The organism is Mesorhizobium subarcticum, from assembly GCF_055456085.1.
Genome location: NZ_CM144237.1, coordinates 5,690,589 through 5,709,246, shown reverse-complemented (window position 1 = coordinate 5,709,246; position 18,658 = coordinate 5,690,589). Strand labels below are relative to the sequence as shown.

At 62.6% G+C, this 18,658-nt stretch carries 19 protein-coding genes; 8 read left to right on the top strand and 11 right to left on the bottom strand.

Annotated features, from left to right (window positions below; genetic code table 11):
* Positions 1 to 208: 208 nt before the first annotated feature.
* The 6 genes from ACZYHG_RS28060 to rpsF form a co-directional block, all read right to left on the bottom strand.
* Positions 209 to 1,186, bottom strand: coding sequence for a small ribosomal subunit Rsm22 family protein (locus ACZYHG_RS28060; protein WP_464611339.1), 978 nt, complete (start codon positions 1,184 to 1,186; stop codon positions 209 to 211).
* Between the two features lies 1 nt (position 1,187).
* The gene (locus ACZYHG_RS28055) at positions 1,188 to 1,511 is read right to left on the bottom strand and encodes a YnfA family protein (protein WP_464611338.1); all 324 of its coding nucleotides are present in this window, start codon (positions 1,509 to 1,511) and stop codon (positions 1,188 to 1,190) included.
* Positions 1,512 to 1,603: 92 nt separating this feature from the next.
* Positions 1,604 to 2,896, bottom strand: coding sequence for a class I SAM-dependent methyltransferase (locus ACZYHG_RS28050; RefSeq protein ID WP_464611337.1), 1,293 nt, complete (start codon positions 2,894 to 2,896; stop codon positions 1,604 to 1,606).
* A 175-nt stretch (positions 2,897 to 3,071) separates the two neighbouring features.
* Positions 3,072 to 3,656, bottom strand: coding sequence for a 50S ribosomal protein L9 (gene rplI / locus ACZYHG_RS28045; protein ID WP_027034480.1), 585 nt, complete (start codon positions 3,654 to 3,656; stop codon positions 3,072 to 3,074).
* A 217-nt stretch (positions 3,657 to 3,873) separates the two neighbouring features.
* Positions 3,874 to 4,122 carry a 30S ribosomal protein S18 gene (rpsR, locus tag ACZYHG_RS28040; protein WP_006203718.1) on the bottom strand — a complete coding sequence of 83 codons (249 nt, stop codon included), beginning with the start codon at positions 4,120 to 4,122 and terminating at the stop codon, positions 3,874 to 3,876.
* On the bottom strand, positions 4,122 to 4,625 hold the full coding sequence (rpsF, locus tag ACZYHG_RS28035; RefSeq protein WP_464611336.1) for a 30S ribosomal protein S6: 504 nt from the start codon (positions 4,623 to 4,625) through the stop codon (positions 4,122 to 4,124). Before rpsF ends, rpsR begins: the two co-directional genes overlap by 1 nt.
* Before the next feature lie 465 nt (positions 4,626 to 5,090).
* Between rpsF and ACZYHG_RS28030 the strand changes: the two genes are divergently transcribed.
* Positions 5,091 to 6,815 carry a pilus assembly protein gene (locus ACZYHG_RS28030; RefSeq protein ID WP_464611335.1) on the top strand — a complete coding sequence of 575 codons (1,725 nt, stop codon included), beginning with the start codon at positions 5,091 to 5,093 and terminating at the stop codon, positions 6,813 to 6,815.
* Positions 6,816 to 6,849: 34 nt separating this feature from the next.
* Here the strand turns inward: ACZYHG_RS28030 and ACZYHG_RS28025 are convergent, their stop codons facing one another.
* The gene (locus tag ACZYHG_RS28025; RefSeq protein WP_464611334.1) at positions 6,850 to 8,778 is read right to left on the bottom strand and encodes an LTA synthase family protein; all 1,929 of its coding nucleotides are present in this window, start codon (positions 8,776 to 8,778) and stop codon (positions 6,850 to 6,852) included.
* A gap of 280 nt (positions 8,779 to 9,058) precedes the next feature.
* Here ACZYHG_RS28025 and fabD point away from each other — a divergent pair, with 280 nt between their 5' ends.
* The 4 genes from fabD to fabF all read left to right on the top strand — a co-directional run bounded on the left by fabD (position 9,059) and on the right by fabF (position 12,536).
* Positions 9,059 to 10,006, top strand: a complete 948-nt coding sequence (fabD, locus tag ACZYHG_RS28020; RefSeq protein ID WP_464611333.1) for an ACP S-malonyltransferase — start codon at positions 9,059 to 9,061, stop codon at positions 10,004 to 10,006.
* Positions 10,007 to 10,065: 59 nt separating this feature from the next.
* Positions 10,066 to 10,803, top strand: coding sequence for a 3-oxoacyl-[acyl-carrier-protein] reductase (gene fabG / locus ACZYHG_RS28015; protein ID WP_464611332.1), 738 nt, complete (start codon positions 10,066 to 10,068; stop codon positions 10,801 to 10,803).
* Positions 10,804 to 11,002: 199 nt separating this feature from the next.
* Positions 11,003 to 11,239: an acyl carrier protein gene (locus ACZYHG_RS28010; RefSeq protein ID WP_006203723.1), complete on the top strand. Its 237-nt coding sequence runs from the start codon at positions 11,003 to 11,005 to the stop codon at positions 11,237 to 11,239.
* A 34-nt stretch (positions 11,240 to 11,273) separates the two neighbouring features.
* Positions 11,274 to 12,536 (top strand): beta-ketoacyl-ACP synthase II, encoded by a 1,263-nt coding sequence (fabF, locus tag ACZYHG_RS28005; RefSeq protein WP_464611331.1) that lies wholly within the window; start codon positions 11,274 to 11,276, stop codon positions 12,534 to 12,536.
* Here the strand turns inward: fabF and ACZYHG_RS28000 are convergent.
* Positions 12,524 to 12,796, bottom strand: a complete 273-nt coding sequence (locus tag ACZYHG_RS28000) for a hypothetical protein (protein WP_464611330.1) — start codon at positions 12,794 to 12,796, stop codon at positions 12,524 to 12,526. The genes fabF and ACZYHG_RS28000 overlap by 13 nt on opposite strands.
* On the opposite strand from ACZYHG_RS28000, the gene mltG reads away from it, so the two are divergent.
* From mltG to gmk, 3 genes are all read left to right on the top strand, one after another.
* Positions 12,795 to 13,901, top strand: a complete 1,107-nt coding sequence (gene mltG / locus ACZYHG_RS27995; RefSeq protein WP_464611329.1) for an endolytic transglycosylase MltG — start codon at positions 12,795 to 12,797, stop codon at positions 13,899 to 13,901. The genes ACZYHG_RS28000 and mltG overlap by 2 nt on opposite strands.
* A 157-nt stretch (positions 13,902 to 14,058) precedes the next feature.
* Positions 14,059 to 14,949, top strand: coding sequence for a YicC/YloC family endoribonuclease (locus tag ACZYHG_RS27990; protein WP_464611328.1), 891 nt, complete (start codon positions 14,059 to 14,061; stop codon positions 14,947 to 14,949).
* 21 nt (positions 14,950 to 14,970) lie between these two features.
* Positions 14,971 to 15,627, top strand: a complete 657-nt coding sequence (gmk, locus tag ACZYHG_RS27985) for a guanylate kinase (protein WP_464614807.1) — start codon at positions 14,971 to 14,973, stop codon at positions 15,625 to 15,627.
* Between the two features lie 147 nt (positions 15,628 to 15,774).
* Here the strand turns inward: gmk and rsmA are convergent, their stop codons facing one another.
* The 3 genes from rsmA to ACZYHG_RS27970 are packed head-to-tail and all read right to left on the bottom strand — an operon-like array spanning position 15,775 to position 18,602.
* The gene (gene rsmA, locus ACZYHG_RS27980; protein WP_464611327.1) at positions 15,775 to 16,614 is read right to left on the bottom strand and encodes a 16S rRNA (adenine(1518)-N(6)/adenine(1519)-N(6))-dimethyltransferase RsmA; all 840 of its coding nucleotides are present in this window, start codon (positions 16,612 to 16,614) and stop codon (positions 15,775 to 15,777) included.
* Positions 16,615 to 16,639: 25 nt separating this feature from the next.
* Positions 16,640 to 17,656 (bottom strand): 4-hydroxythreonine-4-phosphate dehydrogenase PdxA, encoded by a 1,017-nt coding sequence (pdxA, locus tag ACZYHG_RS27975; RefSeq protein ID WP_464611326.1) that lies wholly within the window; start codon positions 17,654 to 17,656, stop codon positions 16,640 to 16,642.
* A 13-nt stretch (positions 17,657 to 17,669) separates the two neighbouring features.
* On the bottom strand, positions 17,670 to 18,602 hold the full coding sequence (locus ACZYHG_RS27970; protein ID WP_464611325.1) for a SurA N-terminal domain-containing protein: 933 nt from the start codon (positions 18,600 to 18,602) through the stop codon (positions 17,670 to 17,672).
* Positions 18,603 to 18,658 lie beyond the last annotated feature (56 nt).

Here is an 18,658-nt window from a genome sequence, read left to right as displayed (position 1 = left end):
ATTTCGATCCCGGCTTCTCGATATCAGAACGAGACGAAACGGTGCTGACCTTTCTGCATCACTGCACAACCAAACAGCCTCGATGCCCGTTGTTCACAGGAACGGCAAACCGTCCACAGGAGAGTGTTCCTGTGTCCCGATTCCGTTTGACTCGGCAAGCAGTGATTCTTACGCGCAGTATTGGAACATAGCAAGAACAATTGGCGGTTCACGTGCTGGCTGGTTCCAGTCTGTCGCCCCAGTCCAACCGTCTTGCCGCTTTGAATGTTTCGCCATCGCGTTTGGTAAAGAGTGTCTCGCCGGCGCGGCCGTTCGGCTCACACAGCTTGAGCAGAACCTTGCCGGAACCGGACTTGGGCGGGGCGATGATCCGCGAGGCATGGGAGGCTGCCGGCTGGCGCGAAACGGCGACAAAAATGAATTTCTCGTCTTCCCACGGCACTTCCGCGTCCTTGGCCAGCCGATGCAGGCGCGAGCGGGCGACGCGGCGGGCAAAGTGGCACCAGTCGGGCGGGTTGAGCGGGCAGGGCGCTTGGTGCGGACAAGGCGCCAGCACATGGGCGCCAGCTGCGATCAACTGCGCGCGCACTGCCAGAATTCGCTGCCAACCCGCCGGCGTGCCCGGCTCGACGATCAGCAACGTATCTGACGTCAGTTGCCATAGCCGGTCGACCATTTTGGGCAGGGATGCCGGCACGATCTCGTCCAGCACATAGGCGCATGTGACGAGGTCTGCCGGCTGAAGATCGGCAAGATCTGTTGTGACGTCACCGGCCCGCCATTGGGTCCGGGCCGCGATCGCATCGGCGGCAAGCGTCTCGCCAACCTTGCGCACTGCTGCACTCGCTTCCAGCAAAACGGCCTGTTCGAGATCAGGCCAGAGCTCGCTGATGGCCCAAAGCACCGTACCAGGGCCGGCGCCGACATCGAGCAGGGTTTTCGGCGTGAAATCCGGCCGGGCTGCGTTCAGCGTGTCGAGGGAGGCGCGGACCGCGGCATAGGTCGCCGGCAGCCGCGTCGCCAGATAGGCCTTGACCGCCATGTCCTGCGCTATGTGCAGACGTCCGTCGCGCAGTTCGGCCCGGTAGCGGTCGGAGAGTGTCTTTGCCGCCTGCTTCAGCTCCGGAAGCGGCACTTTTTCCAGGATGCGATCGACAGCTTGTCGAAGAGGGGCGGGCAGCTCCACGCTATGCTCCTCGCGGTGCGAGCAGGATGATCGAGGCCCCGGCTATGCAGAGCGCAGCACCGGCAACATCCCAGCGATCGGGCCGCACGCCTTCCACCAGCCACAACCAGGCCAGCGAGGCAACAATGTAGATGCCGCCATAAGCAGCATAGGCACGGCCCGCGGCATTGGTGTCGACCAGCGCCAGAAGCCAAGCGAACACAAGCAGCGCGACGAAGCCCGGCGCCAGCCACAGCGGTGATCTTTCCAGCCGCCACCATGCCCATACCGAAAAACAGCCAGCGATCTCGGCCAGCGCTGCTGCGGCATAGAGGAGATAGGTCATGAAAAAGGCCTCGCGACGATCACGAGGCCTTTTTCAGGGCAGGGGCCGGGAATGGCAAGCGCCAATGGCGAAAGCGCACCAACGTTGCGTTTCTATTCCGCCACCTTGCGGCGGCGGGCGGGCTTGGCGGGCTTCTCGACCGGAGCTGCATCGCGGCGGCCCATGTCCCGCATTTCCAGCGTCTTTTCGCATTTGGCCATATAGTCGCGGGTCACCGGCAACGTGTCGTTTTTCTTGGCGATCTGGAACTGGAAGATGACCAGGTCCTGCCAACGGAAGGCGGCTTCCGAAGCGGCCAGATAAAATTCCCACATGCGGCAGAAGCGCTCGTCGTAGATCGCCTTGGCCTTGTCACGGTTGGCGGCGAAGCGCTGGCTCCAGTGCTTCAGCGTATCGGCATAATGAAGCCGCAGGATCTCGACGTCCGTGACCACGAGGCCGGACTTCTCGATCGCGGGAAGCACTTCCGACATTGCCGGGATGTAGCCGCCCGGGAAAATGTACTTGCGGATGAACGCGCTGGTCGCCCATGGCACGCCGGAGCGGCCGATCGTGTGCAGGAGCATGACGCCATCGGGCTTCAGCAACGTTGCCGCCTTGTCGAAGAAGGTCCTGAAGTGGTTCACGCCGACATGTTCGAACATGCCGACCGAAACAATGCGGTCGAAGCGTTCGTTGAGTTCGCGGTAATCCTTCAGCTCGAAATGGACGTGGTTTTCCAGACCTTGCGCATGCGCCCGGTCGGTGGCGACGCCGTGTTGTTCCGTCGACAGGGTCACGCCCTGCACGTCGACGTCAAAAGCCTTGGCGAGATAAAGACCGAGCCCGCCCCAGCCGGAGCCGATGTCGAGCACGGTCTGGCCGGCCTTCAGCCTGAGCTTGGCGGCGATATGGCGCTTCTTGGCTGCCTGTGCCTCGTCAAGCGTCATGTCCGGCTGCTCGAAATAGGCGCAGGAATACTGCATGTCCTCATCGAGGAAGAGCCGGTAGAGATCGCCCGACAGATCGTAGTGGCGCTGCACGTTGCGGCGCGAGCGCGAGGCTGTGTTGATCTGCTGCAGGCGGCGGAAGGCATGGCGCAGGCCCTCTATGGCCTTTGACCATGTCGCGTCGATGCCGCCGCTACCCATGTTCTGGAAGGCAATGCGCATCAAGCCGAGCACGCCGCCTTCGAGAATGTCGAGTTCGCCGTCCATGTAGGATTCAGGCACCGCCAGCATAGGATCGAAGGTGATGGCGCGTTCGGCATGTCGGGTCTTGATATGCATGTGCACCGGCTCGCCGCTGCCGTCGCCGAAAACGAATGTCGAGCCTTTGGGTCCGGTTACCTTGAGATTGCCCGTGCGCACCAGGCGGTCGAGAACGCGCTTCAGCAGAATATTCATAACCAAATGTCCCCTCACGGTCAGACTGGCTGCCTTAATTCTGCAACAATATATAGGGGTTCGGAAAGTTCCATTTGGCACAAAAATGCCCGGGCGAGAGGCCCGGGCATTGGTCCAGAAAGGCTGGATGACCACAAAGTGATCGGAGCGCTGCTCCCTGGCTTGTCGTACGCGATCAGGCGTTGTCTTCGCCGCCCTCGAACTCGCTGTTCGGGTCGAAGAAGTTTTCCGGCCGTGCATTGTCGTTGATGTCGTCGCCATAGATGGCTTCGGCGGTTGTCAGCGTCTCGCCCTTGGACTGACGCTCGGCTTCATCAGCCGTGCGGGCGATGTTGAGCGTGATCGTGACTTCGACTTCCGGATGCAGGGCAACAGCAACATTGGTGAGGCCGATGGTCTTGATCGGATGGTTGAGCAGAACCTGGCTGCGAGCGATCGAGAAGCCTTCCGCCGTCAGCAGGTCGGCGATATCGCGCGTCGACACCGAACCATAGAGCTGGCCGGTTTCACCTGCGGAGCGAACGGTGATGAAGCTCTTGCCGTCGAGCTTTTCAGCTACCTGCGTCGCTTCCGACTTGCGCTCGAGATTGCGTGCTTCGAGTTGTGCGCGCTGACCTTCGAACTTCTTCTTGTTGCCTTCGTTGGCGCGCAGCGCCTTGCCCTGCGGGAGCAGGAAATTGCGGGCAAAGCCGTCCTTGACCTTGACGGTGTCGCCCATCTGGCCGAGGCGGGAAACGCGTTCGAGAAGAATGACTTCCATGGTTTTGTTCCTTTTGGTTGGGCGCCCATTCACAAGGCAGGCGCCGAATTCTCTGGAACAGGTCAGGAAGCAAAAGGGGCGTTGGCGCCGGTGTCGCTGTCCTGCCTGTCGCGGCAGTTAGAGGTTTTGACCTCAACTCGGGATTTGATGCCTAAAACCGGTCATGCCCGTCATGGCCGGCGAAAGGAACGGGCGGCGAACCGCCCGTTCGAGAGAATTAGCGGACCACGTAGGGCAGCAGGCCGAGGAAGCGGGCGCGCTTGATCGCCTTGGCGAGCTCACGCTGCTTCTTCTGGCTGACGGCGGTGATACGCGACGGCACGATCTTGCCGCGCTCGGAAATGTAGCGCTGCAGCAGACGCACGTCCTTGTAGTCGATCTTGGGCGCGTTGGCGCCGGAGAACGGGCAGGTCTTGCGGCGACGATGGAACGGGCGCCGGGTCGGGATCTGATTGATGTCGACCATTATTCTGCACCCCCTTCAAAGCCTTCGCGCGGACGGCGCGGACCACGATCAGCACCGGCGTCACCGCCGAAGCTGCGCGGCGGACGATCGCCACGGTCGCCGCGATCACGGTCGCCGAACGAACGCGGGCCACGGTCGCCACGGTCGCGGTCGCCGAAGCCACCGCGCTCGGAGCGCTCTTCGCGCTTCTGCATCATCGCCGACGGACCTTCCTCATGCGCCTCGACCTTGATGGTCAGGAAACGCAGGACGTCCTCGGACAGACCCATCTGGCGCTCCATCTCGTTGAGCGCGGCCGGCGGGCAGTTGAGGTCCATCAGCGTGTAGTATGCCTTCCGGTTCTTGTTGACCCGGTAGGTGAGGGACTTCAGTCCCCAGTTCTCGACCCGGCCGACGGACCCGCCATTCGCGGAGATGACGCCCTTGTACTGTTCGACAAGCGCATCGACCTGCTGCTGCGAGAGGTCCTGCCGGGCAAGAAACACATGTTCGTAAAGAGCCATTATGTCTTGGTGCCTTTCTTCGTTTCTCTCCCGGTTCCCGGCGGCAAAAGCCTCTGCAACTTCTCTGTCCCGCTGGTCCCGGTTAAAGGGGCGGGGAAGAAAGGAGCATGACGAGACGGTCGAGAGCGGAGACACGGGAGGCGGAAGCACTTCTGGCTTCACACGAAGGCTTTCGAAAAAGCCTCCGGCCCTCCGTTCAGCCCCCAGCTGGGACCGGCAGATTGGCGGCGTCTATACAGCAATCCACTGATAAGGCAAGGGCAGGCGGCATTCCCGATGTCGCAGGCGCCGGAAAATCAAGCGGCAGCGTTGGTGCCGCTGGTCAATTTTCGCGCAACCAGTCCTTAACCACAATGTCAGGTTGCATAGGGTTGAGCCCCTCCGTCAACGGTCGATTCATCATGGAAGGCGCAAAAGCCGGGGCAATCCGCACAGAACAGGCGGCAAGCATTTCCGGGGGTAAGGATGCTTCTCAACAGATTCTGGCGCTCGAAGAGCGGCAATTTCGCGCTTCTGATGGGGGTCGGGCTGCCGGCCATCCTGTCGGCCGTGGCGTTCGCGGTCGATGTGTCGACTATCATGCGGGCCAAGAGCAATTTGCAGAATGCGCTCGACTCCGCAAATCTTGCCTCCTCGCATCTGGGCGATCTCGACATTACCCGCACCGACGCTTTCAATCGCTATTTTCAGGCCAACATTGCCGGGCACGGCGAACTCGCCAACGCGCAGGCGACGCTGACCGTCGACAAGGGCGTCAACTACATCAAGACGAAAGCTGTCGCCTCGGCGGACGTCAATTTGAACTTCGCCTTCCTGTTCGGCCAGAACAAGCACATTGTCGTCGATGCCTCGGCTGTCGAATCGAACAACCAGCTGGAAGTCGTGCTGGTGCTGGACAATACCGGCTCGATGGCTGGGGCAAAAATTGCTGCCCTCAAGACAGCAACCGACAGTTTGCTCAAGCAACTCGAGGCGGCGCAGTCTCCGACGCGCAAGGTCCATGTGGCGCTGGTGCCATTCGTGACCGCTGTCAATGTCAATGGCGACGGGTTCGATCCCTCCTGGATCGACATCGATGGCAAGTCATCCACCAACGGAGTCAATTTCCCCATCATCAATGGCAAGCGGCCCAATCATATGGCGCTGTTCAGGCAGCTTATGAAAGATCCGGCCTCCGCTGCCAAATTGACGGGATGGAAGGACGCTACCGGGGCGGACACGGGCTGGAAAGGTTGTGTCGAAGCACGGCCTGGGACCTTTAACATCTCCGACACGCCGCCGGATCCGTCCAGGCCCGACACTCTGTTCGTGCCTTATTTCGCGCCGGACGATCCGGGAGATGGAACCAAACCTTCCGGCAGCTATTCAAACGACGCCAATTACTACAACAACTCATTTATCAAAGACACAGCTGACGATGCCAAGCTTGCTCGCGACGGCGGCGTCAACATCCTTGGAATAGATTTGAGCGGCCTGCTTGGAAGCGTCGTCAACCTAGTGCTGGGTGGCCCTTCGAAGGCAGATCTCGAGACGGTCGCCAAATATGTGGCACCGCAGAACAGCTCCATTGGCACCGCGGCCACGACGGACCCAAATGCCTTGCAATTGACAGTGGGGCCAAACCGATCCTGCCCGTCGCCGATCGTTCCATTGACAGACGATTTTACAAAGCTTCGAAAGGAGGCCGGCAAGATGCTTGCATGGGCGGGTTCCGGCACGAACGTCGCCGAGGGACTGGCCTGGGGCCAGCGCGTGCTGTCGCCGGGTGCACCGTATACCGACGGAACGCCTTGGAAGACGCCCGGGGTCAGCAAGATCGTCATGTTGCTGACTGATGGCGAGAACGTCGTCTACGGCGCCGCCAACGAGACGACCAAATCCGACTATACGTCCTACGGTTATCTCGCAGGCTCCCCCTATGGCGCACCGGGCCGCATGGGCTCGGACAACCAGACGGCGGCGGCCCGCAACGTTGACGGCTGGACCAAAAGCGTCTGCACGCAGCTCAAGAACCAGGGCGCGCAAATCTACACAATGGTGCTGCAGTCCGACACCGCCGCCAACCGCACGCTGTACAGCGCCTGCGCTTCGGATCCCAGCGACTACTACGCCGTCAACGATCCCGCCAAACTGCCGAACGTATTCGAGCAGATCGCCAACAAGTTCTCGAAGCTGCAGCTGACGAATTGACGCCTGATTCTACAGTCCGAAGGCATCGAACGCGTCAACTCGTATGGGCGACGACCTTGTCGACCGTCTCGGGGAAGAAGTCCGGCGCAGCCTGGCGCTTGCCGAACATCATGTCGTACTGGATGAGCCGGAAATCGCGGATCGCCGGGTCGATATCCTTCTGACGCGACCAATCGGGTGTGGCCTCGCCAGACGGGGTCAGCAAAAGATTGCGGTCGACAACGCGGTAGCGCTCCCGCATCTCGCCCAGGAAGCCCGTATAGTAGGGATGGGTGATGCCCGCTGCGGTGAGGATATGATAGGGCAGGAACGCCGGGCTCACCGTCCCGAGGTTCTTGACCGGACCGGAGCGGTTCGACCAGATGACCAGCGGTGTCTCGTGATGGTCGAGTGCGGCTTCCGGCGTCGGCTCCTTGCGCGGCGCGACATTGTCCTTGAGGAAACCGGTTTCGACATAGACCGGCCCCAGCGGCGGCAGATGGTCCCCGAAGAAGGCGACAATCGTCGGCCGCTCGCGCTTGTTGGCCCATTCGATCAGCCGTTCAAGGCCGTGGTCGGCGTCGGCTGAACCCTCCGCATAGCTCAGCAGCGAGGCGCGCGCCCATTGGCTGATCGGCGCCTGCACCGAGTGGGTCGTGGTGTCATAGCGGTTCGGTTCATAGGGGCCATGGTTCTGCAGGCTGACCGCAAAGAAGAAAACCGGTTCGTCGCTGGCGTCCGCCTCGCGGATGATCTCGTCGGTCATCGACGCATCCGATGCCAGCGGTCCGCGCTTCTCCATGGGCGGCAACGTCTCTTCCGACTTGAAATCGTTGAAACCGAAATCGGCGTAGACCGCGCCACGGTTCCAGAACCAGTTGGTGCCTGGATGGATGGCACGAGCCCGGTAGCCTTCACTCTTCAGGAAGGTCGCCATCGAAGGTGTCGGCGTGCGCACATATTGCTGATAGGGGATGCTGCCGGCGGGCAGGAAGGCGTTGGAAAAGCCGGTCAGCGCCTCGAACTCGATATTCGCGGTCATGCCGCCGAACTCAGGCGAGAACATCGAACCGGAACGCAGTGCCCGCACGGTGGGAATGGGATCCGGCGTGATGGTGACGCCGGGGAGCTTGGTTGGGTCCCAGAAGGATTCGCTCATGACGACAATAATGTCGGGCTTTTCATCAGGCACCGAAGCGGCAATCTGCGGCCGGTCGATCGCGGCAATCGCCTTGTCCGAATAGCCCGGCGGCGCCGAGACATGCGCCATCGGCACATTGAGCGCAAAGGCGAGTGCAAAGCCGTTGGAGGCGTAGTTCTCCTTCTGGTCCCACATGATCGGGATGATCTGCAGCCGGTCCCGGGTCCAGGAGAAGGTCGCGTAGTCCATGATCGAGACGAAGAACGCGAGCAGCGGCACGGCCAGCGTCAGCCGGGCAAGGCGGCCCTTGCGGCTGAGTGCGGGAACCTTGCGGCGCCACAGCCGCCAGCCATAGACGAGTAGCGACAGGCCGGCGACGATGCCGACGACCATGGCGAGCGCGGTCATCGGCCGGTCGCGCACCAGGAGCGGCAGCAGCGCGAAGATCTGGCGGGCATAGAGAAAGTCAGTCGGATAGAGCGGATCGCCCAGATAATGCGATTTCTGGTGGCCGACAAAAGCCAGTGAGAGCGTCAAGGGCGCGACGATCATCAGGCTCTGGTGACTGCGCCCGAGCACGGCGTCGAGACCGATCAGGATCAGCGCGAACACGACGATCGTGGTCCAGCCAGGCTTGAGCGGCTGCAGGAAGAAGGAGACGGTGCCGGCAAAGTCGCCGCGCACGATCAATTCGATGGCAAACACAAGAATGGCCGCGATCGCCAGGCTGATCAGCCCGTAACGGACGACCGGCCACCTCCGGCCCGGCAGATAGCCGGTGGACGGATCGTCTTCCAGGAACTGTGGCGCGGCCTTGCCAGCGCGTTTCGAACTCTTGGCCACCTTAAACTTCCCCACCCAGCGACAGGCACGTCACTCGATTGTCATATAATTGTCACGCAAAGCTAGCGCCTCTAGAGAAAATAAGAAGAGCCAGCAAACGATTCGTGAGCGGTTTTCATCAGGAGTGATCGCCAAAAAGCCCTTTTGGAACAGGCACTCGGCGCGGGGACTTGACCCGGCGCCAGGTTGAACCGGGCTTGACTTGGCAGCCTGCCTTGCGCCACAGGCAGGGAAAACTCGTACTATCAGGCAAGCAAAACCAGTCTTGGAGAGCCCTCGCATGGCCATTGCATTCACCTTTCCGGGACAGGGCAGCCAGGCTGTCGGCATGGGCAAGGATCTCGCCGACGCCTTTCCCGAGGCGCGCAGGATCTTCCAGGAGGTCGACGACGCGCTCGGCGAGAACCTGTCGAAGTTGATCTGGGAAGGTCCCGAAGAGACCTTGACGCTGACTGCCAACGCGCAGCCGGCGCTGATGGCGGTATCGCTGGCGGCGATCAAGGCGCTGGAAGCGCGCGGTTTCTCGCTGAAGGACAAGGTCGCCTATGTCGCCGGCCACTCGCTGGGCGAATATTCAGCGCTTGCCGCCGTGGGCTTTGTTTCCGTTGCCGATGCCGCCCGTCTGTTGCGCATTCGCGGCAATGCCATGCAGGCGGCCGTGCCGGCCGGCGAGGGCGCCATGGCGGCGATCATTGGACTGGAGCAGACCGATGTCGAGGCCGCTTGCACCGAGGCCGCGCAAGGGTCCGGCAAGGTCTGCCAGATCGCCAACGACAATGGCGGCGGCCAGCTGGTCATCTCCGGCGCCAAGGCCGCGGTCGAGCTCGCTGCAAAGTTGTGCACCGAAAAGGGCGCCAAGCGGGCGTTGATGCTGCAGGTCTCGGCGCCTTTCCATTCGGCGCTGATGGCGCCGGCTGCCGACGTCATGCGCGACGCGCTGGCTGGCGTGACGAAGCATGCGCCGGCGGTGCCCGTGCTGTCCAACGTCACCGTGACCCCGACCAGCGATCCCGACGAAATCGCGCGGCGCCTGGTCGAGCAGATCACCGGCCGCGTGCGCTGGCGCGAAACGGTGGAATGGTTTGGCGCCAACGGCGTCACCACACTTTATGAGATCGGCGCCGGCAAGGTGCTGTCGGGCCTGGCACGGCGGATCAACCGCGACATCGCCACATCAGCCGTAGGCACGCCGGCCGATGTCGAGGCCGCGCTGGCTGCACTTGCATAATCCACTGGCGATTTGACCCCTCCCGTGGGAAGGGTGTTCTCTCAGATCAGGAGACGAAAATGTTCGAACTGACCGGCCGCAAGGCGCTCGTCACCGGCGCATCGGGAGGCATCGGCGAGGCGATCGCACGCGTGCTGCATGCGCAAGGCGCCATTGTCGGCCTGCACGGCACCCGCGTCGAGAAACTGGAGGCCCTGGCAAGCGAACTCGGCGACCGGGTAAAACTGTTTCCGGCCAATCTGTCGAACCGCGACGAGGTCAAGGCGCTTGGCCAGAAGGCGGAGGCCGATCTCGAAGGCGTCGACATCCTGGTCAACAATGCCGGCATCACCAAGGACGGGCTGTTCGTGCGCATGTCGGACGCCGACTGGGATAGCGTGATGGAGGTCAACCTGACCGCCGTGTTCCGCCTGACCCGCGAACTCACCCACCCGATGATGCGCCGACGCCATGGCCGCATCATCAACATCACTTCGGTGGTCGGCGTCACCGGCAATCCCGGCCAGACCAATTACTGCGCCACCAAGGCCGGCATGATCGGCTTCTCCAAATCGCTGGCGCAGGAGATCGCCACCCGCAACATCACCGTCAACTGTGTCGCTCCGGGCTTCATCGAATTGGCGATGACCGACAAGCTCAACGACAAGCAGAAAGAGGCGATCATGGCGGCGATCCCGACACGCCGCATGGGAACGAGTGTTGAAGTCGCGTCCGCTGTCGCCTATCTCGCCTCCAACGAAGCCGCCTACGTCACCGGCCAGACCATCCATGTCAACGGCGGCATGGCGATGATTTGACTGTAATGGCGGCGTTGTGAAAAGAGACCATTTCGCCTTGGACCTCAGCGATTTTTCGTGTAATGCGGCCCGCAACCCGGCGGTTCGGGCAAAAACCGGTTCGTGGCCGTTGCGTTTCCGGCAGGACCATATTTCAGCTTGATTAGCGGCATTCTGCCCGCTAACGAAGACAGACAAACAAAAGACGAGGATGCCCCAAATGAGTGACACCGCAGAGCGCGTCAAGAAGATCGTCATCGAGCACCTTGGCGTCGATGCCGACAAAGTGACGGAGCAGGCGAGCTTCATCGATGATCTGGGCGCTGACAGCCTCGACACGGTTGAACTCGTCATGGCGTTCGAAGAAGAGTTCGGCGTCGAAATCCCCGACGACGCAGCCGAGACCATCCTGACGGTCGGCGATGCGGTGAAGTACATCGACAAGGCTTCGGCCTGACGCTTTCCGCAGTCATCACCGGGGAGGACCTGCGATGAGGCGTGTCGTTGTCACGGGCCTTGGGTTGTTGTCGCCATTCGGCATGGGCTTCGAGCACAGCTGGAAGGAACTTCTGACCGGCCGCAGCGCCGCCAAGCGCATCACTGAGTTCGAGGTGGAGGATCTTGCCTGCAAGATCGCTCACGTCGTTCCTCGTGGCGATGGCAGCAATGCCACTTTCAATCCGGAGGCCGTGCTCGAGCCGAAGGAACTGCGCAAGATCGGCGACTTCATCCTGTACGGGATTGTTGCCGCCGATGAGGCGCTGAAGGATTCCGGCTGGGAACCCAAGACCCACGAAGAACAATGCGCTACCGGCGTGCTCATCGGTTCCGGCATTGGCGGCATCGAAGGCATCGCCGAGAACGCGATGATCCTCAAGGAGCGTGGTCCGCGCCGCATCAGCCCCTTCTTCATCCCGGGCCAGATCATCAATCTCGTCTCCGGCCAGGTTTCGATCCGGCACGGACTGAAAGGCCCGAACCACGCCGTCGTCACGGCCTGTTCGACCGGCGCGCACGCCATTGGCGATGCTGCCCGGCTGATCATGTGGGGCGATGCCGATGTCATGGTTGCCGGAGGCGCCGAAGCGCCGGTGACGCGGCTGTCGATCGCAGGCTTTGCTGCATGTCGGGCATTGTCGACCGATCGCAATGACACGCCAGAGACTGCGTCGCGCCCATACGACCGCGATCGCGACGGCTTCGTCATGGGCGAGGGCGCCGGTGTTGTGGTGCTTGAGGAATTGGAGCACGCCAAGGCGCGCGGTGCAAAGATTTATGCCGAGGTGACCGGCTACGGTCTCACTGGCGATGCCCATCATATTACGGCCCCCGCGGAGGACGGCGATGGCGCCTTCCGCTGCATGACGGCTGCGTTGAACCGGGCGAAGCTTACACCTGCCGATGTCGATTACATCAACGCTCATGGCACTTCGACCATGGCCGACACCATTGAACTCGGCGCCGTCGAACGGCTTGTCGGCAATGCCGCGTCGAAGATTTCGATGTCGTCGACCAAGTCGTCGATCGGCCATCTTCTTGGCGCGGCGGGTGCCGCCGAAGCGATCTTCTCGATCCTTGCGATCAGGGACAATGTCGCGCCGGCGACCATCAACCTCGACAACCCGGAGCGCGAAACCGCGATCGACCTGGTGCCGAACAAGCCCCGCGCTCGCCAGATCGACGTGGCGCTGTCCAATTCCTTTGGCTTTGGCGGTACCAACGCTTCGCTTGTGTTCCAACGCTACAATGGCTGATCGCCCGGCTGCCGGGCGATGCTTTGGCCTGCCGTCAATTTTGCCATATTCGCCCCTACTCTGCCGCAGGGGATTCGTTGGGCGATCAAACGGTAGGGCGAAATGAACACAAATCCGGCGGGCAACGGAGAATTCGGGCAACGGCCGGCGAACACCGGGCCGATTGTGCCGAAAACGGCGAGCGAGGCCTTGCGCCCGGAAGCCGGTACTCCGCCACCGAAGCGCTCGCGCGCTTCGCGCAGCCAGGTGGTGGTGTTCATGAACTTCGTCATCACCTCGGTGATGCTGATGGTTCTGGCGGCGGGCGTCGCGGTCTATCTTGGCAAGCAGGAGTTCACCGAGCCAGGCCCCTCGGCTAATGGCGACACCTTCCTGATCAAGCCGAACACCGGCGTTGCGGACATCGCCGACCAGCTTGAGCGCCGTGGCTTGATCAGCGACGCTCGCGTATTCCGCCTTGGCGTGCGTGCCTTCGGCAACGATTCCGCGCTCAAGGCCGGTGAATACGAGATCAAGCCCAAGGCATCCATGCGCGACATCATGGAGCTTTTGAAGAGCGGCAAGTCGGTGATGTACTCACTGACCATTCCCGAAGGGCTGACGGTCGAGCAGGCGCTGCAGCGCATCGCCGACGAACCCGCCTTGAGTGGCGACATGCCAAAGACAACGCCGCCCGAGGGCAGCCTTGCCACCGACACGTTGCGCTTCACGCGTGGCGCGACGCGCCAGCAGATGATCGACAAGCTGGTGGCCGATCAGAAGAAGCTGGTCGATGAGGTATGGCAACGGCGTGCGCCGGACCTGCCGCTGGCCAGCGTCGATGACTTTGTTACCTTGGCTTCGATCGTCGAGAAGGAAACCGGCAGGGGTGACGAGCGCTCGCGCGTCGCCGCCGTCTTCATCAACCGGTTGGCCAAGGGCATGCGGCTGCAATCCGATCCGACCATCATCTATGGTCTGTTTGGCGGCAAGGGAAAGCCCGCGGACCGCCCGATCTACCAGTCGGACATCCAGAAGCAGACGCCCTACAACACCTATGTGATCAGCGGCCTGCCGCCGACGCCCATCGCCAATCCGGGCCGTGCAGCACTTGAGGCCGTGGCCAATCCATCCAAGACCGACGACCTCTATTTCGTCGCTGACGGCACTGGCGGTCACGTCTTTGCCGCGACGCTCGATGAGCACAATGAGAACGTCGCCCGTTATCGTGCGTTGCAGAAGAAGCAGGCCGATGACGCGGCCAAGGCCGCCGCTGCCGCTGGCACCAATGCCGACAAGCCTGCCGACGACAAGCCCGCCGACGCCAAGCCTGCCGACAACAGCGATAGCGATAGCAGCGGCGACGCCGGCGGCGATGCCCAGTAAGACAAAGAAAGGCGTTGCCCACAGGGCGACAGCCTGACATTTGAAAGGACGTCGCGCGTCTGATTTCGACGCATCCGCGGCGCGGTTATCTTTAAGCAGCACTTGCCCCTGTCCGGAAGACTGGTTTCGGGGTGATGCGCCAAGGGGTGCAGGCGACATGAATTTGCAGAGCATGACCGGGTTTGCACGCGCCGTCTCTGAGCATGACGGCACCTCGATCGCCTGTGAGGTCAAGTCCGTCAACGGCAAGAGCGTCGAGGTGCGGCTACGTCTGCCGCAAGGTTTCGAGCGGCTGGAGCCAGCTGTCAGGCAAACGCTGCAGAAGCGTTTCGCCCGTGGCAATTTCCAGGCGACGCTGACCATCGGCCGTGCCGCCGGCGCGCAGGCGCAGCCCGTCGTCAACGAGGCGTTTCTGAAAGACCTTGCCGGCCTTGCCAAGCGGCTGCAGGAGCAGTTCGGCGTAGCGCCCGCGACGGCCGATGGCCTGCTGTCGCTGCGTGGCGTGCTCGACATTCCCGAAACCGTCGAAACCGAAGAGGCGCGCGCCGCGCTCGACATCGCCATCATGGCTGCGCTCGACGTGGCGCTGAAAGGGCTGGAACAGGCACGGCAGAGCGAGGGTGCTGCCTTGGCTCTGCTGCTGTCGGGCCAGATCGACGCCATCGAGGCATTGACGCTGCGCGCCGAGGCGGACCCGTCACGCGATCCGGCGGCGATCCGTGAGCGCATCGCCGAGCAAGTCAGGCTGCTGATGGACGCGTCCGCCAATCTGGACCCGAGCCGGCTGCATATGGAAGCGGCCTTCCTTGCCACCAAGGCCGACATTCGCGAAGAGATCGACCGGTTGAAAACACATGTCGCGTCCGGCCGAACCCTGCTCAAGGACGGCGGCGCCGTCGGTCGCAAGCTCGATTTTCTGGCACAGGAATTTAACCGCGAATTGAATACGCTATGCTCGAAGTCGAATGCCGCAGCCGTTACCGCGATCGGGCTGGAGCTGAAGGCGGTGGTCGACCAGTTTCGTGAACAGGTCCAGAATTTGGAGTAGCCGATGGTTGCCAAGGAACCAATGGTTCTGAGGGATTTGGGGTCCCGCATTCGCCGCCGGGGGCTGATGCTCGTCCTGTCGTCGCCGTCAGGCGCCGGCAAGTCGACGATCGCGCGCAATCTCCTGGAAAGCGATTCCAGCCTCGAACTGTCGGTCTCGGTCACCACCAGACCGCGCCGCGGCTCGGAGATTGAAGGCGTTCACTACCATTTCCGCACCATGCGCGAGTTCGAGCGGCTGCGCGATTCCGACGCGCTGCTTGAATGGGCGGAGGTGCACGGCAATTGCTACGCGACACCGCGCGAACCCGCCGAACTGGCGCTGGCGCAGGGCCGCGACATGTTGTTCGACATCGACTGGCAAGGCGCGCAGCAACTGAAGGAGAAGATGCGCGCCGACATTGTCTCGATCTTCATCCTGCCGCCGTCGATGAGGGAATTGAAGGCGCGGCTGAAGCGCCGCGCCGAAGACCAGGAGGCGGTGATCGAGACGCGGCTGAAGAACGCCCGCAATGAGATCGAGCACTGGAAGGAATATGATTTCGTCATCGTCAATGACGATCTCGACCGCGCCTTCGCCGAGGTGCGCGGCATCGTTGTCGCCGAAAGGTTGCGGCGGGACCGCCGACCCGGTCTGTTCGATTTTGTCTCTGGACTGTTGGACGAGAAGACGGAGTGAGCCCCTTTTCCTTCTCCCCCTTTCACGGGGAGAAGGTGGTTCGAAGGGCCGGATGAGGGGCAGCGCCATACCTGCGAAAAGTTCGTTCCGCCCCTCATCTGCCTGGCAGGCATCGTCTTCCCGTAAAACGGGGAGATCGGCAGTTTCTCAAACCGCGTTGGTTAGCCGGACAAATTCCTCAACGCTAAGCGTTTCGGCGCGTCGGGTCTGGTCGATGCCGGCGCGTTCGAGCAGGGCTTCGCCGCCGAGGCTTTTCACGCTCTGCCGCAACATCTTCCGACGTTGGCCAAAAGCGGCCTCGGTGACGCGGCCGAGTTTCTTGACATCGGTGGGCAAGGGTGTCGCGCGCGGCTCCAGATGCACCACTGAAGAGGTGACCTTGGGCGGTGGCGTGAAGGCCTGGGCCGGCACATCGAAAGCGATCCTGGCCTGCGTACGCCAGCCGGCCAGCACGCCAAGCCTGCCATAGGCATCGCTGCCGGGCGCGGCGACGATGCGCTGCGCCACTTCACGCTGGAACATCAGCGTCATCGAGGCGTAGAAGGGCGGCCAGTCGACGACCGTCAGCCAGCGCACGAGCAGTTCCGTGCCGATATTGTAGGGCAGATTGGCCACGATCCGCACCGGACCGCCGTCTGCGGCAACCGCGGAGGCAAGAGCGGCGAAGTCGGTCTTCAGCGCGTCGCCCGAAATCACCTCCAGGCGGCCGGGGTAATGAGCGGAGACTTCGGCAAGGGCTGCCAGGCAGCGTTCATCGCGCTCGACGGCAACGACCCGGCGCGCGCCGTTGGAAAGCAGCGCCCTTGTCAGCCCCCCGGGCCCCGGTCCAACCTCGATAACCGCAGTGTTTGTCAGATCGCCGGCGCTGCGTGCGATCTTGCCGGTCAAATTGAGGTCGAGCAGAAAATTCTGGCCAAGCGCCTTTTTCGCCTGCAGCCCATGGCGCTCGATGACGTCGCGCAGCGGCGGCAACCCATCGATGCTCATGGTCGAAGACCTGAAGCCGAAAAGCTCATGCGGCCACGGCCTTTGCGTCGGTGTCGGCGAGCCTCCTGGCAAGCTTCAGCGCGGCGATCAGGCTGTCGGGCCGCGCAATGCCCTTGCCGGCGATGTCGAAGGCGGTGCCGTGGTCCGGCGAGGTGCGAATGAAGGGCAGGCCGAGCGTGACGTTGACAGCCTCGTCGAAAGCCAGAGCCTTGGCCGGGATCAACGCCTGGTCGTGATACATGCACAGCGCCGCGTCGTAGCCTGCCCGCGCCCGGACATGAAACAGCGTGTCGGCCGGCAGCGGCCCGAAGGCATCGATGCCTTCGGCGCGCAGGATCTCGACTGCCGGGCGCACGATACGCTCGTCCTCCAGGCCCATGGAACCGCCTTCGCCCGCATGCGGGTTGAGGCCGGCTATGGCCAGCCTCGGCTTGGCGATGCCGAAGCGGCTGGCGAGATCGGCGGCGGTGATGCGCGCGGTCGCGACGATCAATTCGGTGGTCAGCGCTTTCGGCACCTCAGCCAGAGCGATGTGGATGGTGACCGGAACCGTGCGCAGGTCTGGGCCTGCGAGCATCATGACCGGCATTACGTCGACCCCACTGTGCCGGGCTGCCAGATGCGCCAGATATTCGGTGTGGCCGGGAAAACGGAAGCCGGCATCATAGAGCGGCTTCTTGGCGATGGGGCAGGTGACCACGGCCGCCGCCTGGCCGGCAAGGCAAGCGGCGACGGCGCGGTCGATCGCTTCGATGGTGCCGGCCGCATTGGCGGGGTCGGGCCGTCCGGGACTGTCGATGCTTTTGGCCGTCAATGAGAAGATCGGCAGGGCGCGGGCAAACGCTTGCGTCGCTCGCGCCGGCGTCGTTTCGACGATCGGCACCGACACGCCGATGTGGTTTGCCCGCGACGCGATCAGCGCCGGATCGGCCAGCAGATAAAAGGCGGGCAGGCCGAGAGCCTCACGCGCCAAAAAGGCGGCGATGGCGATTTCGGGGCCGATGCCGGAGGGATCGCCGACGCTCAGCGCCAGCGCGGTCATCGCGCTGCTCACGTCAGCGCTTGACGATGCGGGCTTTCGCCTTCAACTCGTCGACATATTTCTTGCTGAGTGCGTCGGCGTCCTTGTCGCCGGAGCCTTCGCTCTGGAACACCATCTGCGCCGTCTTGTCGTCCGACACCTCGCGTGACGAGCAGATGCCGATGAACTCGACACCACGCTCGGTCTCGCGGGTCACGGTAGCGCCGCCGACCTTGGTCGCCTTGATCTGCTCGGCCCAGTCCGGCGGCAATTGCGGCGCCAGAACCCGGCCCAGATCGCGAACGGTGACGTCGATCAGGCCCTTGGCGAACTCGCGCGTCGTGGTGCAGCCGTTGAAGCGGGCGCGCATGGCGTCGGCCTCGCGCTTGCGCTTGGCCAGCGTGGCGCTGCGTTCGGCGGCGGGCACAACGAAGATGACCTGCTGCAGCATATATTCGGTGGCGCTCGGTTTGGCCCCGCCCTTGTCGAGCATGCGCCTGACGGCATCCTGCTCGGTCACGCTGCCGCCTTCACCCGAACGGTAACGCGCGCTCAAGGCCTGGTTCCAGGCCATCTGGGCGCGGATGAATTCCTTGAAATGGTCCTTGCCGACGCCGGATTTTTCCATGACGCCATCAAGCTGGCTGAGCTGCATTTTGTTGCCCGAGGCGAAGCGCTGATAGGCGGCCTCGACCTGCGCGTCGCTGATGCGGATGCCAAGCCGCTTGGCCTCGGCCAGCCGCAGCGTCTGGTCGATCATTTCCTGGCCCGCGTCGCCCTTCTTGTGCTGCAGCTTCAGGAAGGCGGCACGGTGGGCGATATCGCCTGACGTGATCGGTATGTCGTTGACGACGTACTTGATCTCGCTGGCGAAAGCCGGCGGCGTCATGACGGTCATCGACACCGATGTCGCGGCCACAAGCAGCGCAAATCCTGCTGAAAAGAGATATTTCCTCATCGTTAGCATCCCAATTCTATCCCGGTTCCGCCCAATTCAATCCCTTCCGGGTGCGCGAATCCGTG